The organism is Mycobacterium sp. OAE908, from assembly GCF_017872775.1.
Lineage (GTDB): Bacteria > Actinomycetota > Actinomycetes > Mycobacteriales > Mycobacteriaceae > Mycobacterium.
The window spans coordinates 1,580,848-1,595,669 of sequence record NZ_JAGGJL010000001.1 but is presented as its reverse complement, the minus strand read 5'-3'; the positions used below and the strand labels follow the sequence as shown (position 1 = coordinate 1,595,669).

7 protein-coding genes are annotated in these 14,822 nt (G+C 67.2%); all 7 read right to left on the bottom strand.

Going from position 1 to position 14,822, the window contains the following annotated elements:
- Positions 1-68 precede the first annotated feature (68 nt).
- The 7 genes from J3E61_RS07810 to J3E61_RS07780 all read right to left on the bottom strand — a co-directional run bounded on the left by J3E61_RS07810 (position 69) and on the right by J3E61_RS07780 (position 14,820).
- Positions 69-1,073, bottom strand: a complete 1,005-nt coding sequence (locus J3E61_RS07810) for an MBL fold metallo-hydrolase (RefSeq protein ID WP_210083178.1) — start codon at positions 1,071-1,073, stop codon at positions 69-71.
- Entirely contained in the window at positions 982-4,170 is a 3,189-nt protein-coding gene (locus J3E61_RS07805) for an arabinosyltransferase domain-containing protein (protein WP_210083177.1), read from the bottom strand. The genes J3E61_RS07810 and J3E61_RS07805 overlap by 92 nt, the downstream gene beginning before the upstream one ends.
- An 8-nt stretch (positions 4,171-4,178) precedes the next feature.
- A complete protein-coding gene (locus J3E61_RS07800; protein ID WP_210083176.1) occupies positions 4,179-7,427 on the bottom strand; it encodes an arabinosyltransferase domain-containing protein in 3,249 nt (1,082 codons plus the stop codon).
- A 126-nt stretch (positions 7,428-7,553) separates the two neighbouring features.
- Positions 7,554-10,784, bottom strand: coding sequence for an arabinosyltransferase domain-containing protein (locus J3E61_RS07795; RefSeq protein ID WP_210083175.1), 3,231 nt, complete (start codon positions 10,782-10,784; stop codon positions 7,554-7,556).
- On the bottom strand, positions 10,784-12,637 hold the full coding sequence (locus tag J3E61_RS07790; protein WP_210083174.1) for a galactan 5-O-arabinofuranosyltransferase: 1,854 nt from the start codon (positions 12,635-12,637) through the stop codon (positions 10,784-10,786). Before J3E61_RS07790 ends, J3E61_RS07795 begins: the two co-directional genes overlap by 1 nt.
- Entirely contained in the window at positions 12,637-13,419 is a 783-nt protein-coding gene (locus tag J3E61_RS07785; RefSeq protein ID WP_192724659.1) for a decaprenylphospho-beta-D-erythro-pentofuranosid-2-ulose 2-reductase, read from the bottom strand. The genes J3E61_RS07790 and J3E61_RS07785 overlap by 1 nt, the downstream gene beginning before the upstream one ends.
- Complete coding sequence (locus J3E61_RS07780) at positions 13,420-14,820, bottom strand: FAD-binding protein (protein WP_192724658.1); 1,401 nt, start codon at positions 14,818-14,820, stop codon at positions 13,420-13,422.
- Positions 14,821-14,822 lie beyond the last annotated feature (2 nt).

Below are 14,822 nucleotides of genomic sequence, written 5' to 3'. Positions count from 1 at the left end.
GTCGCCCGCGACTTTGTCGCCCAGAGCTGGGCACTTTCAGGTGTTAGGGGTCCGAGACCGCGGCGCCCCTAAATCTCCGGCAACTCCAGCCAGTCGTCGACCATGAACGCGTCGCCGCGGGCGACGACCGTCGCGCCGCCGTGGCCCGGATAGTGCGCCGGTATCACCGAAGCGCGCCGCCGCGACGCCTCCGTCAGCACCCGTTTGCGCGTCACCGCGGCGGCCTCGAAGTCCTCGTCCCAAATGCACGGATCAGCGGGTCTGTGCAGCTGGATCGGGCAGTGCGTGAGGTCCCCGACGAACACGGCGGGCTTGCCTGCGTCCAGCCACACCACCGACGACCCAGGGGTATGCCCCGGCGCGGGACGCAGGCGCAGCGACTCACTCAGCTGATAGTCGTCGGACCACAATTCGATCTGGTCTTCCACCGGAAGCACGCTGTCCGCGAACACCGTTCGGACATGCTCGCGCACCGATGCCTCCTCTTCGGACCGCGGCGCCGCGCGCTGCTCGGCGCTGTCTGGATGAAAATGCCGGTAGTCCGCGTCAGGCACGAAGTAGCGAGCGTTGGGGAATGTCGGTACCCACCCGTCGCCGTCTCGCATGGTGTTCCAGCCGACGTGATCGAAGTGCAGATGCGTGTTGATGACGACGTCGACATCGGCTCGGTCGACTCCCGCGTTGCCCAGCGACGCCAAGAAGTCGGTGTGCAGGTGATCGAGCACCGCCATCCGAGGCCGATTCCTGTCGTTGCCAACGCCGGTGTCGACAACGACCGTGAGGCCGTCCACCTCGACGACCCAGATCTGCAATGCGATTCGCCACTGCTCATCGCGCCAGAACGTCGGCGCGAACTCGTCCGCGAGTTCGAGCCACGCCTGCGCCGGAGTTCGCGGGAAGACCGTCACCGGCAAGGTGTCGACCTGCCACTCGACCACGCGGGTCAGCGCCGCGTTGCCGAGCCGAATCCGGTCTGCCACTTCAGGGTCCGATGCGGATCTTGCCGGGCTTCCACAACCCGCTGTGCGTCGCGGTGCCGAAGTCGATCTGCGCGGGCTGGGCGTCGCGGGCATCAGGGGTGGTGTCGAACTTGCGCAGTGAGCCCCAGTCCCGGCCCCAGTCGTTGGACAGGTACGTCGCCATCACGTGCGCCCGCAACAACAGGTCCGTGATGCCGAGCAGACCGCCGTTGAGGCCGTCCTCCCACGTGTCGGTGTCTTTGCGCTTGGCGTTGTAGTCCGGCGTGATGCGGAACTTCGGAATCTCGGTCACGCCGTTGGCGTGCAGCATCGGCTGCTGGCACGGGAATGCAAGGCCCACCGCCCAGTCCATCAGCACGGGCTGCTTCGAGCCGATGTACTCCTGCACCGACCGCAGTTCAGGCACCCGCGGCGGGGTGACCGCGATCCAGTCGCCCGGTGTCAGCGACCGGTCCTCGGCCACCACTCGCACCGCGACGGCGTCGGCGGGAATCTGTGCCCGCGGGAAGCGCAGGTTGCGCCACGACGGGATCGGTCCCAGGTCGTAGGGCACCAGGCTGCCCGCGGCGACCGGGGCGCCGCCCGGACCGGGGCGCGCGTACTCCAGTTCGACCTTCTGAGCGTCGGTGCGCCCGTTGAAGATACTGACTCCGCTGATGGTGCCCGCAGCGGTGATCACGACGAGCGGATGTGCGTCGTCGCGCGCAGGCAGCTGGTACCACGCCGACGTCAACCTGCTCTGCTGCTGCGGTCCCTCGATGTACGTGCCCGCCAACGGAACTCGTGCGGGATCGAGCCCGAACGGCAGCGGGACAGTCGACCCGTTGACGCCGGGGGCTTTGAGCTTGATGGGTTGATCCCAGTCGTAGTCGGTGCCGGGCTGCGGCAGGTTCTGCCGAATCGTCTCGGCGACAATCTTTTCCGGAACACCGTTGGGAATGAAGCCGACCGGCTTGTCGCCCCCGAGCGGGCCCAGCGGACCGTAATTGCCAGGCAGCGGCGTCAGGAAGCCGTCGTTCGCGTCGGGCTCGACCAGCACGTCGTCGGCCAGTCCACAGCCACCCGTGAAGGCGCGCAGATTCGCCCAAGCATTGGAGTAGGTCGGATACTGCCGCACGATGCCCGCGGTCATCGACCCGACGAAGACCACAACCATGAAGCCGGCCGCGATCGGAATCGGTGCGGCCGTCAACGCGCGCGCAATGCGGCCCTCGCCGTGGTCACGCGACGCGAAATGCAGCCACATCGCATAGATCGCGGTGATCACGAAGAGGACGAAGAACAGGAAACTGACTGTCAGCCCGGCGATCTTCGGTGTCGCATTGTTGAACGGCACGCCGTAACTCGACACGTACCACCAACCGTTGGTGGTCGCGAAGCACAGCGCCAGCGTGAAGAACACCGCTGCAAGGAACGCCATGCGGTTGCGCGACCATCGCATCGCGGCGGGTGACACGAGCACGGTGGCCACCGCGGCCATCGCCGCGCCAACCGCCGCGAACAGGCCGAAGTGATGCACCCACTTGGTCGGCGTGAACATCAGGAAGAACATGGTGCCGAAGATGACGCCCATCAACCGCCACACCGGCCCGCGCGCAACACCGGGAACACGCTTGCGCCGCAACATCACAAACATCGCGGTGAACAGCGACAGCGCAGTGAAGAAGAAACCGAATCGCCGCGACAGCGAACCGTCCACAGTCGGCAGGAACAAATAGTAGTACCGGAGGTTCTCGGTGTACCACGCCTGGCTTGGTCCGATTGCGGTGCGAATCCTGGTGGCTTCCAACACAGTTGCCAACGTCTGATCGGCGAACACGATGGCCAACACAATCGTGCCTGCCGCGAGCAGCGGTGCAACCAACGGCAGGGTGCCGACGATGCGGTGGCGCTTCACCAGGATTCGCAGGATCGGGCGGCCCCCCGCCAGCAGGGCTGCCACGGCGATCAAACCCGTGGGCTGAATGCCCAACGTGAACGCGGCGGTCAGGATCGCCAGCGCCGCAGGCGTCATCCGGCTCGAGATGATCGCGCGCTCGATCAGCACGTAGGTGATCAGCGCGCCGGTGGCGATCTGGCCCTCGGGGCGCAAGCCGTTGTTGAACGGCATCCATGCGCCCAACAGCACCAGACCCGCGGCCCATACCGCAGGCTTGCTCGCTGCGACCGCGGGTCCGAGCCGGGGCAGTACCTCGCGAGATAGCAAGAGCCAGCACACGATTCCGCAGACCAGGTCGGGCAGCCGGATCCAGATGCTGGCGTCGCTGACGCCGGTCATCACCGCAAGCAGGTTGTAGTACCAGCCGAACGGGTCTTCCGGACTGCCGAACCAGCGGAAGTAGTTCGACATGTAACCGGCGTGCCCGGCGACGCGCGCCATCTGCAGGATGTAGCCGTCATCCGAGGAGTTGGCGCCCATGATGTGCCAGACGACGAAGCCGCCGATCACCACGACATCGGTCGCCGAGAATGTGCGCCACCGCTGCGGGATCCACCGCTGCATCCGACGGCCGTCGAGGCGGTCGAGGCGCCACAGTGCGACCAGCGCGATGATCGTCGAGATGATCGCGAGCACTATCGCTGTCAGCTTCAAAGCCGTTGGCTTGGTGGAGAACCGGGTGTCGATGACGGCCGACGCGCTCAGCCCCGGCGGGGCGGGTCCGGTCAGATCGGTGAAGATACCGACGATCGACGGGCGCAGGTTCGGGTCGGGGAAGCCCGTGTTCTGTTCCTTGCCCGTCGTGGGATCGGTCAACCCGACGAACTTCGCGAAGGTGCCCGCCTCCAAGGAGGTGATTTCGATGCGCTGGCACTCCGGTGCTGCCACTCGCGTTCTGGGCACGCTGGCCACCACCACGTTGCGGTCGGTGATGTCGACGCGGTCCTTGTTGACATTGACGAACAACGACTGCAGCGCCGCCTGCTTGCCGTCCTTCGGCGCGGTGCCCAGCACCATCCCGCCCGCCGGCGGCAGGGAGCGGATGACATCGCACGGCACCGTCACCGTCATGGTCACCGGCACCTGCGAAATCAGCGGCGCGGTAACACTATTCAGTTGACCGCCCTGCGGCCAATTCAACGTCGCCGTGGTCTGCACCACCGGCAACAGCGGCGTCGCGACCGAGAGTATGAACCCGATCAGGCCCGCGATCGTCGCCGTCCAGCGCGCGATCTTCACATCGCGCGTCATGGCCCCACTCATGGCAACGCCCTGATCGGTCCGCTGCGGCTCCAGCCGAACACTCGCTTCGAGCCCTCATCGATCACGGCGTTGGGCGCCACTGACGCGGGCACGACTCGGTTGTAGCGCTCGATCCAACCCCAGTCGCGATACCAGTCGTCGCGCAGATAGGTCGGCACGGTGGTGGTGCCGAGCAGTGACTGGATGAACAGGAACGGGCCGCCGCCCTCGGCGGACTGCCACTGCTTGGACGACACCACCACTTGCTTGAAGTTCGGCAGGATGCGGTACTCCGGAAGTTCAGCAACGCCAAGGTGTTCGGAGAACGGGCGCTGGCAGGGGAAGTTCGCCGCGGTGGCGATGTCCATCAACACGGGTGTGTGCGAGCCGAGCAGCTGCTGCGCGGTCTCCAGCACAGGTACCCGCGGCGGCGTGAACGCGAACCACTGGTCGGTGGACAGGTTCGGGTCGTTGGCGACGATGCGCGCGACGTTGGCCTCCGGCGGCGCCCACGCCAGCGGGAAACGCAGGTTGCGCCAAGCCTTTTGGGGAAAGATGTCGATCGGCTGCACCTGGCCCAGAGCCTGGTAGCTGCCGTCGGGACGGTGCACGCCCCATTCGAGCTTCAGTGACTGGCCGTAGTTGAACGAGCCGTCCTCTTCGTAGTACCAGATCGCGCCCGCCGCGGCGACGGTCACCAGCGGACGATCGGGGGTGCGCGGCGGCAGCTGATACCACGCCGAAGTGACCTTGGCCGCAACGGTGTTCTCGTTGTAACTGCCCATCACCGGCGTCCGCCTGGGGTCGAGGCCGAACGGCAGAAAGACATTGGACCCGTTGACGCCGACGGGGCCGTAGCCGCCGCCGGTGCCCGCGGCATATCCGATGCCGATGTTGGGCTCGTTCGGCGAACCGGGCGAGTTCACCGTGCCGGGATTGGCGGTGACGGGCTCGGCGGGCTCGAGGACGTCGCTGACGCCGTTGGGCGTGAAGCCGACCGGGCTCTCACCGCCGAGCGGCCCGTACTGACCGAAGCGCTGATCTGGAACAGGCTGCAGCAGACCGGCATTGGCGTCGGGTTCGACGAGGACGTCGTCGGCCATCGCGCAACTGGTGTTCGACAACCCGGATGCCAGCGCGTCGACGTTGGCCTTCGCAGTGGTGTAAACGGGGTAGCGCTGCGCGGCGCCCTTGGCCATCGAGCCCACTTCGAGTACGACCATGATGACCGCCACCACGAGCAGCGGCGTCGATGCGAGCACCCGGTTGCGGCGGGTGTTGGCAACTTCGGTGTGTCCGGTGTAATCCATCCGGAAGTGCAGCCAGCCTGCGAGCAGGCCGGTCACGATCGCCAGCGCAAGGAAGATGCCCGTCACCGGGATCCCGACGATGACGGGCTGCTTGTCGAACCACGGCACCCCGTAGTTGCCGACGTAGAACCAGCCGTTGATACCTGATGTCGCCCAAGCCAATACGAACAACAGCGCCGTGACGTACAGCGCCAGGTTTCGGCGACTGTGCAGTCCGACCCGGGTGAACGCGAAGGCGGCCACCCCGCCGAGCGCACCCGCCAGGCCGGCGAACGCACCGAACTGGACCGCCCACTTCGTCGGCGTGAAGGTGAGCAGCAGCAGTCCCACCGCCGTCGCGCCGATCAACCGCCACACCGGCCCGCGCGCCATGCCGGGCACCCCGCCGCGCCGCAGCAGCACCGCCAGCATGCCGAACAGACACACCAGCAGCACCAGCACCGCAAAGCGCCGGGTCAGCGAGGAGTCGGCGCTGTCCTCGACGGTCAGGAAGTAGTAGCGCAGAAAGTCCTGATACCACGGGATCGTCGGGCCGACTTTGTATTTGATGCGTGCCGACTCGGCGACCGTGGCCAGCGTCTGGTCGCGGAAGACGACAACGAAGATCAACGCAAGCGCAGCGGCCAGCGGCGCCACCTGCGCCAGAATCCCGTCGACGGCACGCCTGCTCCGAACCACCCCGGCGACCGCCCGCGCTCCGACCAAAAGCGGTGCCAGCGCGATCAGACCCTGTGGAGCCAGCGTCACGCAGAAGACTGCCACCACGATCGCGACCGCCGCGGGCCACAACCGACGGCTGGCGATGGTGTTCTCGATCAACACCCACGCGACGAGCGCACCGAATGCGATCAACGGCTCGGGCCGAAGGCCGTTGTTGAACGGCAGCCACGCGGCAAGGAAGACCGCGCCCGCGGTCCACGCGGCGACCCGATTGTTGGCCAGTCGCCGACCGACTCGCGGCAGCACCCAGCGACTGATGATCAGCCAGGTGCCGATGGCCGCCAACGTGGCGGGCAGTCGCATCCACACACCCGCCGTGCTGATCGCGGCCATGTGCGCGAGCACCGACTGATACCAGTCGAACGGCGCCTCGGTCGCGCCGAAGAAGCGGTAGTAGTTGGCCGCGTAGCCGGCGTCGGCGGACACGCGCGCGATGGTGAGGTTGTAGCCGTCGTCGGACGATGTCGCGCCGATCAGATGCCAGAGCAGCAGGGTGCCGACGACGCCGACGTCGAGGATCCACGTCGACGGGCCGGCCCGCCAGAACCGCCGCCACGGGACGCGACGACCGGACCGGCGGTCGAGCACCGCCAACGCCACGATCGAGGCGATCACGCAGAGAACGCCGAGCACCATCACGCCGAGCTTCAAAGCAGTCGGTGAGGTGATGAAGCGGGTGTCGACATCGATGCGTGCCGACAGCCCCGGCTGAGCCGCCACCTGGAGGTCGGTGAACACGCCGGTCACCTGTGGCTTCTTCTCCGCGGCCAGTGTGCCGGTGGCACCGGGCATGCCGATGAAGTCGGCGCCGACGCTGCCGGGGTTGGCCCACACGTGCAGGGTGCTGCAGGCGCCGGAGGCGACGGCCGCCCTCGGCGCCACCGCGGCCACCGAGTCACGGAAGGCGACGACGACGGAGTCCGTGTTGGCCGTCACGAACAGCCCGTTGCGCGTGGCCTGGATGCCGCCGGGCGGGTTGGTGGACAGCACCACACCGCCCGCGGCGGGCATCGACGCGATGGTCCGGCAGGGGATCGAGGCGTCGAGGGCCTGCGGGGCTCCGGAGACCAGCGGCGCGGTGATGTCGGTGACCAGTCCGTCCGGGCCGGGCGCCTGCGGCCAGGCGATGGTCGCGGTGGTCTGCGTGACCGGCAGCAGCGGGACCAGCCCGCACAACACGACGCCCGCGATGCCCGCGATGACGGCGATCAGCCGGGCGATGCGGTGGGCAGGCACGAGCGTCGATGGTAGGCGACGGACCTTTGTTGGTTGTCGACGCGTGGCCGGGCTCCGCGAGACTGCGGTGAGATCGTGATTTTGCGCGAGTTCGCGATCTGGCCGCAGTTTGGGCGCTGGGTGTGCCTAATGACGCAGCGGCGCCGGGCTCCAGAGCCCGCTACGAGTTGCCGAACCGAGATCGAGCCGTGCTGGTTGGGCGTTGGCGTAGTACGGCGTGAGCTGCTGCAGCGCGCCCCAGTCGCGGAACCAGTCGTCGCGCAGATAGGTCGGCACCGTGGTGGGCCGCAGCAGCAGTTCAGTGATGCCGAGCGGGCCGCCCCCGAGGTTGTCCATCACCGGGGAGTTGGCTTCCGCGCCGAACCGGTCGGGCAGGATGCGCCATTTCGGCACCTCGACGACGCCGTACTGATGGCCGAAGGGACGCTGGCAGGGGAACGCCATGCCGACGAGCCAGTCGAGGAGCACCGGGTCCTGCGAGCCGACGACGTCCTGCAGCGTGCGCAGGTGTGGGATCCGCGGCGGGGTGACGGCGATCCAGTGCATCGGGTTGAGGTCGTCGTCGGTGGCGACCAGCCGCACCTGGGTGGCGTCGCGCGGAATCGCGGCCATGGGTGCCCGCAGGTTGCGCCAGGCGGGTGCCGAGCCGACGTCGGCGAACCCGACTCCGCCCGCCGGCTCGCCCTTGTCGTTGGCCCATTGCACGACGACCTCGCCCGGATCGAAGCGCCCTGCGGCCGAGACAACGAGCAGCGGGCCCGCTTCATCGCGGGGCGGCAGCCGGTACCACGCGGAGCGCAACACCGCGGGCTGCTGGGTGCCGGGCCGCCAGCTGCCCATCACCGGAGTGCGGGTGGGGTCGAGGTTGTACGGCAGCCGGGCCTTCGAGCCGTTGACCCCCGCGGCCGCTGTCGTGCCGCCCTCTGTGCCGGCCTCGTTGGCGCTCAGGGTTCCGGTCTCGGTGTCTGCGAAGTTGGAGGTGCCGGGCGACTCCATCACCGGGTCGGCGGACACGTCCCCGGGAATGCCGTTGGGGCCGAAGCCTTCTGCCGTGACGTGACCAAGCGCCTCGCCGACGGGCACGCCGATGGGAGGCAGCAGTCCGGCGTTGGGATCCTGTTCGACCATCACGTCGTTGGCCAACCCGCAGGTCTTGCCGGTGAGCGCCTCGAGGTTGGATCGGCCGTTGCTCCACGCCGGGAACTGTTGCGTCATCCCGAGTGTCAGTGTCAGCACTTCGAAAATGACCAGCACCCAGGTCGCAATTGCCAACGGGCTCTGCACAATTCGCTGCCACCGGTGTTGGGTCGGCGGGGATTCGTCACGGCCGGAGAAGTGGAACCACGCCGCGACCAAGAGCGCCAGCACAGATAGGCCGAGCAGGAATGTGGTGAAGCCGAAATGCCACTCCGGGAACTGATTCGACCACGGCACACCGAAGTTGGAGACGTACCACCAGCCGTTCACGGTGGCGAATGACAACGCCATCACGAACAGCACCGTCGCGGCGAACACCGCTCGGTTGCGGCGCGACTTCATCGCCGACGCCGTGATGGCCACCGCGGCCAATGCTCCGAGCGATCCTGCGAGCCCGGCGAACACGCCGAAGTGGTGGGTCCACTTGGTGGGGGTGAACATCATCGCCAGGAACGAGATGATCGTGATGCCGACGATGCGCCTGCTGGGCCCGAGCGCGGTGCCGGGAATCCGGCCCTTGCGCAACGACATTGCCACCGAAACGGCCAGCGCCAGCAGCAGAGTGAGCACACCGAACCGGCGGGCCACCGACCCGTCGGGGCTGGTGGTGAACAGCCGCTCGTAGCGGATGTGTTCGTCGAACCAGCTCAGGCTCGGGCCGACTGCGGACTTGAAGGTGCTGGCCTGGACCTCTCCGATCAGCGTCTGGTCGCGGAAGATCAGGATGATCGTCACCGTGCAGGCAGCCAGGATCGGCGCCAACAGGGCCAGGTAGCCGAACCGCGAAGTATGCCGCGCCACAATGGTTTTCAGCGGACCGACGGCAACGAGCAGGGCACCGACGGCGGCGATGCCCGTGGGACCGGAGAACAACGTCAGCGCACCGATGATGATCGCGATGGCCACCGGCAGCATCCGGTTGGTGGCCACGCCCCGTTCGACCGAGCACCAGGTCAGCAGAATGCCAAGGGCGATAATCGGTTCCGGTCGCAGCCCGTTGTTCAGCGGCAGCCAGAACGCCAGGAACATGCCCGCGGCCGTCCATGCCGCGGCCCGACTGGTCTTGACCGCGTGGCCGAGTCGGGGGATGACCTCGCGGCTGATCAGCCACCAGCACGTCAGCGCCATCACCAGGGTCGGCAGTCGCACCCAGGCGCTGTTGGTGCTCACATGCGCCCACAGCGCCAGCAGGTCGTAGTACCAGCCGAAGGGCGCTTCCGGGGTGCCGAACCACCGGTAGTAGTTGGCCATGTAACCGGCGTGCTCCGACACTCGGGCCATGGTCAGGATGTAGCCGTCGTCAGATGTGTTGGCGCCGACGAAATGCCACCACACCAGGACGGCGGTCACCACGCCGTCCAGCGGGGTCGCCGACCACCAGCGCTGGGGCAGGAATCGCTTGACCCGTCTGCCGTCGGCGGCGTCGAGTACGTGCAGCGCGCCGAGCGCGAGCACGGTCATCGCGACGCCGACGATCATCGCCAGCATTTTCAGCAGCGTCGGCGAACTGCTGTAGCGGGAGTCGATGGTCGCGGAGAACTTCAGGCCGGGGGGCGCGGGGCCTGCCAGATCGGTGAAGACGCCGACGATCTGCGGGCGGAAGTCATAACCGCTGCGTTCGCCGCGCAACGGCTTGCCCGGGTTGTCGGAATCGTGCGGCGTCACCAGGCCGACGAACTCGCCGGTGACCTTGTCGGCGTGCGCGGTGAACGTGAGCTCTCGACAGGCGGGGCTGAGCACCTGGGTCAGCGGGGCGCTGACCACCGGCGTGTTGCGGACGATGACGAGCAGGTCGTTGTTGACCCGCTCGATGAGTAGCCCGCGGTCGACCGCCTTCGGTGCCTGCTTGGGCACCGTCGAAAGCAGCACGGTCTTGCCTGGGCCGGTCAGCCCGGCGGCCGCGCTGCACGGTACCGAGATGTCCAGGTCGGTGGCGACGTATCCGATCAGCGGCGCGTTGACGCTCTGCAGCACACCGTTCTGCGGCCAGTTGAGCTGCGCGGTGGTCTGGGTGACCGGAAGCAACGGGGTGGCGATCGCGAGCGCGGCACCGAGCAGCCCGGCGACGATGGCAATGAGCCGCGCGATGCGATGGTTGCCCGCAGCGGTCACGGGGGTTGATGGTAATTGGCCGGTGTGTGGCGGGGCTTCTGTGGCCATCACGACTTCCTGATCGCCAGCACGAAGGGCCCGATGTCGGTCACGGCGAACCGCGGGTCGGTGAAGAGCGCCTTGTCCAGGGTGACGTGGTAGCGGCGGACGTTGGGCTGGTTCGGGTAGACGTCGGCGGCCAGCCGCAGCGTGTAGGTGTCATTGGCGCCGCGGCGCATCAAGAACACCGTCGGCGGCTTCCACGGCAGCTTGTCCAGGGCGGTGATGAACTGGTCGGCGCTGGTGAGCGTGGCCCAGCTTTCAATGGCCTTGGCCCGCTCGTCGAACTGGGCGAGCGGGTTGGCGTAATGCGACGTCAGTCCTTGGAACCCGTAGTAGGGGTAGTAGGACAGGAAGCTGTAGTCCGCCGTGAGCACGACGGTTTGGTTGCGCGGCTGCCCCGTCGTCGCCTGGATCTTCGCGTCGATCTCGCGGTAGTACTGCTCGGCCCCCGGCGGCCTGCGATCCGCGCGGTGGCCGTCGGCGTCGGTATCCGTGTACGCCACGACGACGTCTGGCTTCAGCACGTTCGGAATGTCCTGGGTGAACCCGAGTGCGCCCGCAGCGCCGAGGACCGCCGCCGCGGCGACGACCCGCCTGCCGACTTCCGGTCGGTATCTGCTGGCGATCGCGAGTGTCGCCTCGACGAACCCGAATGCGCCTGCGGCGGCGAGCAGCACCGTCAGTGTCGGCTGCAGCCGGAACGACAACAGCGTCGTGCGGGCGAGTGTGGTCAGCATCGACAGCAGCGACCACGCGTAGACGGCCAGCACCGCGATCGCCAGTGCCCCGGCGCGGGTCGAGGAACGGGCGCGGACCGCGAGCCACAGCGTGCCGACCATGCAGAGCCCGCCGAGAAGGGTGAACTGCAGCATCGGGAAGGACAGTTCCGCGCCGTCGGCGGGCAGATAGTGCTGCGCGGTGCCGGAATCGGCAGGATGGCCGTTGATCGCGGCCATCACATACGGACCCCAACCGATCAGTGCGATGGCGCCTGCGATGACGGCGATGACGGCGAGCCTGACCAATGGCTCCAGCCATCGCCGCGCGACCGCGAGGAGCAGGCCCATGATTGCCAGCGTGAACGCGGCGAACCCGAACAGCAGTGTGTAGAACAGCGCGGCGACACCAAGAAAGACGCCGACGCCGATGACGGCAGCCCAGCCACCACCGCGAGTCGCCCCCCGGAGCCCCGACCAGGCGAGGACGAACACCGGCGGTAGCAGCACGGCGATGATCGCCGAGTAGGGCTCTGCCGGTGAGTATGCCAGCGCCGCAGCGGTCGTGGCCGTCGAGACGATCAGCGCGTACTCGAAGCGAATCATGCTGGCCCACAACACGAAAGCGAGCACAACGGCGATCGCGATCGACGTGATGGCCCACGGCTTGAACATCTCCCATGCGGGGGTGCCCGTCAGCGCCGCGAGCCGCCCGCCCAGCCAGAACCAGCCCGGCGGATAGAACGGCGGCAGACCGTAATAGGTCATGTCGTGCGGGGCGGCGGTGTCGGCCAGTCGGGTCAGGTACTCCGTGCGGAATTGCTGATCCACCGAGATGCCGAACAGATAGAGCTTGGTCGCACCGAGTGGCATCCCGAGAGTGACGACCGCGAAAGCCGACAGGAACACCAGCGCACCTGCCCTCGCGAGCAGCCGCCGTCCGCGGCGCCACACCCATCCGCTTGCGAAGATGCCTGCCAGGCAACCGAATTGGCCGACAGTGGTCAACGCATGCAACTGGTTCGATGAGTTGTAGGCGGGCCACTCCACCCGCGCTATCGCGGCGAGCGAGATCGCCGCAACCGCCACCGCCACGACGACCGCGACCGTCATCTGGCCGAGAACGGCCAGCGGGCCGCGCATCAGATGGGGAGCTTGCGGAAGATGGGCCGCGGAATGTGTCGCAACACCATCATCACGTACCTGAACGCCCCCGGCGCCCATACCAGTTCCTTGCCCTTGGCCGATGCCGTGACCGCCAACTCGGCGACGTACTCCTTGTCGACGGTGAACGGCGCTTCCTTGGCGCCTGTCGATTTCCAGTGCGCGATGGTGGTGCTGGTGCGCACCTGCCCGGGCCTGATCACCAGCACCCGAACCCCGAACTCGCGCAACGCTTCTCCGAGACCGAGGTAGAACCCGTCGAGGCCGGCCTTGGTGGACCCGTAGACGAAGTTGGACCGGCGCACTCGCTCACCGGCTGCCGAGCTCATCGCGATGATCTGCCCGAAGCCTTGCGCCTTCATCTTCTCGCCGAGCAGTACGCCGACGGAGACCGCTGCGGTGTAGTTGATCTCGGCGATCTGTACGGCCTTGCGCTGGTTCTGCCACAGCTCTTCGGCATTGCCGAGCAGACCGAACGCGACGATCGCCACATCTATGTCGCCACCGGCCGCCGCGGCGTCGATGACCTTCGGATGGTTCTCGGTTTCGGTGCCGTCGAAGTCGATCCAGTCGACGGACTTGGCACCGGCCTCTTTCATCGCGGCGACGGCTTCGTCCTTGCGCGGGTGGTCCGGCAGGTCGGCCAGCACGATCCGAGCGTGGGCATTGCGCAGATAACGCGCGCAAATGGCCAGCCCGATCTCGGACGTGCCGCCGAGCAGCAGGATGGTCTGGGGGTTGCCTACGGCGTCAAGCACCATCTAGAGCAGCTCCAAGCGTCGGGCCATGTCGGATGCGAAGACGCCGTTCGGATCGGCCTTGCGGCGCAGCGCAATCCACTCGTCAATACGGGGATACATCTTGTGGAACCTGTCGGCGCTCACCCTGGAGTCCTTCGCGGTGTAGACGCGGCCGCCGAATTGCATGACGCGGTCGTCGAGTTCGTTGAGGAACTCGTTGACCCCGGGTTTGTTCGGGAAGTCCATCGCGACGTTCCACCCGGCCATCGGAAAGCTCAACGGCGCGCGGTTGCCGGGGCCGAACAGCTTGAAAACATTGAGTGCCGAGTAGTGGCCGCGCGTCTGAATCCACCGGATGATGGCCTTGAACTCGTCGAGCGCGTCGGGCGGTACGAGAAACTGATGCTGCGCGAAACCCGTTGGGCCGTAAGCGTTGTTCCACCCGCTGACCAGATCAAGCATGTGGTAGAACTGCGACAGGTTCATGATCTTGCCGCTGTACGTTCCGCCGAGGCGGTAGTACACCTCGCCGATCGCCATGAACGACAGCTTGTTCATGGCGCTGACCGGAAAGACGTTGGGCACCGTGAGCAGTTGCGGTGCATCGAATTTCAGCGGGTTCTTCGCCAGCTTGGGCGGCAGCTGGTCCAGCGTCGCGAGGCTGCCCCTGCTGACTGCGGCCCTGCCCAGTTTCGGCGGCGGGCTGATGAGGTCGAACCACGCGCTCGAGTAGGTGTATTTGTCTTCGCTGCCGTCGAGATGGACGGCCACCGTCTCTTCGAGGTCCTTGGTGGCCACGCCGTCGGCGATGAAGTACGCGGTCTCGGTTCGGGTCATGGCGATGCTGGCCCGCAGCACGATTCCCGTCAGGCCGTTGCCGCCGACGGTCGCCCAGAACAGGTCGCTGTCCGGGCCGTCGGGCGTGATGGTGTGCACTTCGCCGTCGGCCATCAGAAGGTCCAGCGACAGCACGTGGTTGCCGAAGCTGCCCGCGCTGTGGTGATTCTTGCCGTGGATGTCGGAGGCGATTGCCCCGCCGACGGTGACCTGTCTGGTGCCGGGCAGCACCGGGACCCACAGTCCGAACGGCAGCGCGGCCTTCATCAGTTGGTCGAGGCTGACGCCCGCATCGACATCGGCCACCGCCGACTCGGCGCTGATCGAATGGATCTTGTTGAGCGCGGTCATGTCGATGACGAGGCCGCCGCCGTTGCAGGCCTGGTCGCCGTAGGACCGGCCGAGTCCGCGGGCCAGGATGCCGCGCCGCAGGAAGGACGGACTCGACGCGCTGGGATCGGCGGCTTCGCGGACGGCCTTGGCGATCAGTTCGACGTCGGGGGTGGCGAGAACCTGCGCGACGGACGGGGCGGTGCGCCCGAAGCCCGTCAGGGCACGCGCGGTCGTCGGGAGGTTCTCAAACATCG

Coding starts and splice junctions, on each gene's coding strand:
- J3E61_RS07810 (WP_210083178.1), bottom strand. CDS start 1,073: ATGCCCGCGACGCCCAGCCCGCGCAGATCGACTTCGGCACCGCGACGC.
- J3E61_RS07805 (WP_210083177.1), bottom strand. CDS start 4,170: ATGACGCGCGATGTGAAGATCGCGCGCTGGACGGCGACGATCGCGGGC.
- J3E61_RS07795 (WP_210083175.1), bottom strand. CDS start 10,784: ATGGCCACAGAAGCCCCGCCACACACCGGCCAATTACCATCAACCCCC.
- J3E61_RS07790 (WP_210083174.1), bottom strand. CDS start 12,637: ATGCGCGGCCCGCTGGCCGTTCTCGGCCAGATGACGGTCGCGGTCGTC.
- J3E61_RS07785 (WP_192724659.1), bottom strand. CDS start 13,419: ATGGTGCTTGACGCCGTAGGCAACCCCCAGACCATCCTGCTGCTCGGC.
- J3E61_RS07780 (WP_192724658.1), bottom strand. CDS start 14,820: ATGTTTGAGAACCTCCCGACGACCGCGCGTGCCCTGACGGGCTTCGGG.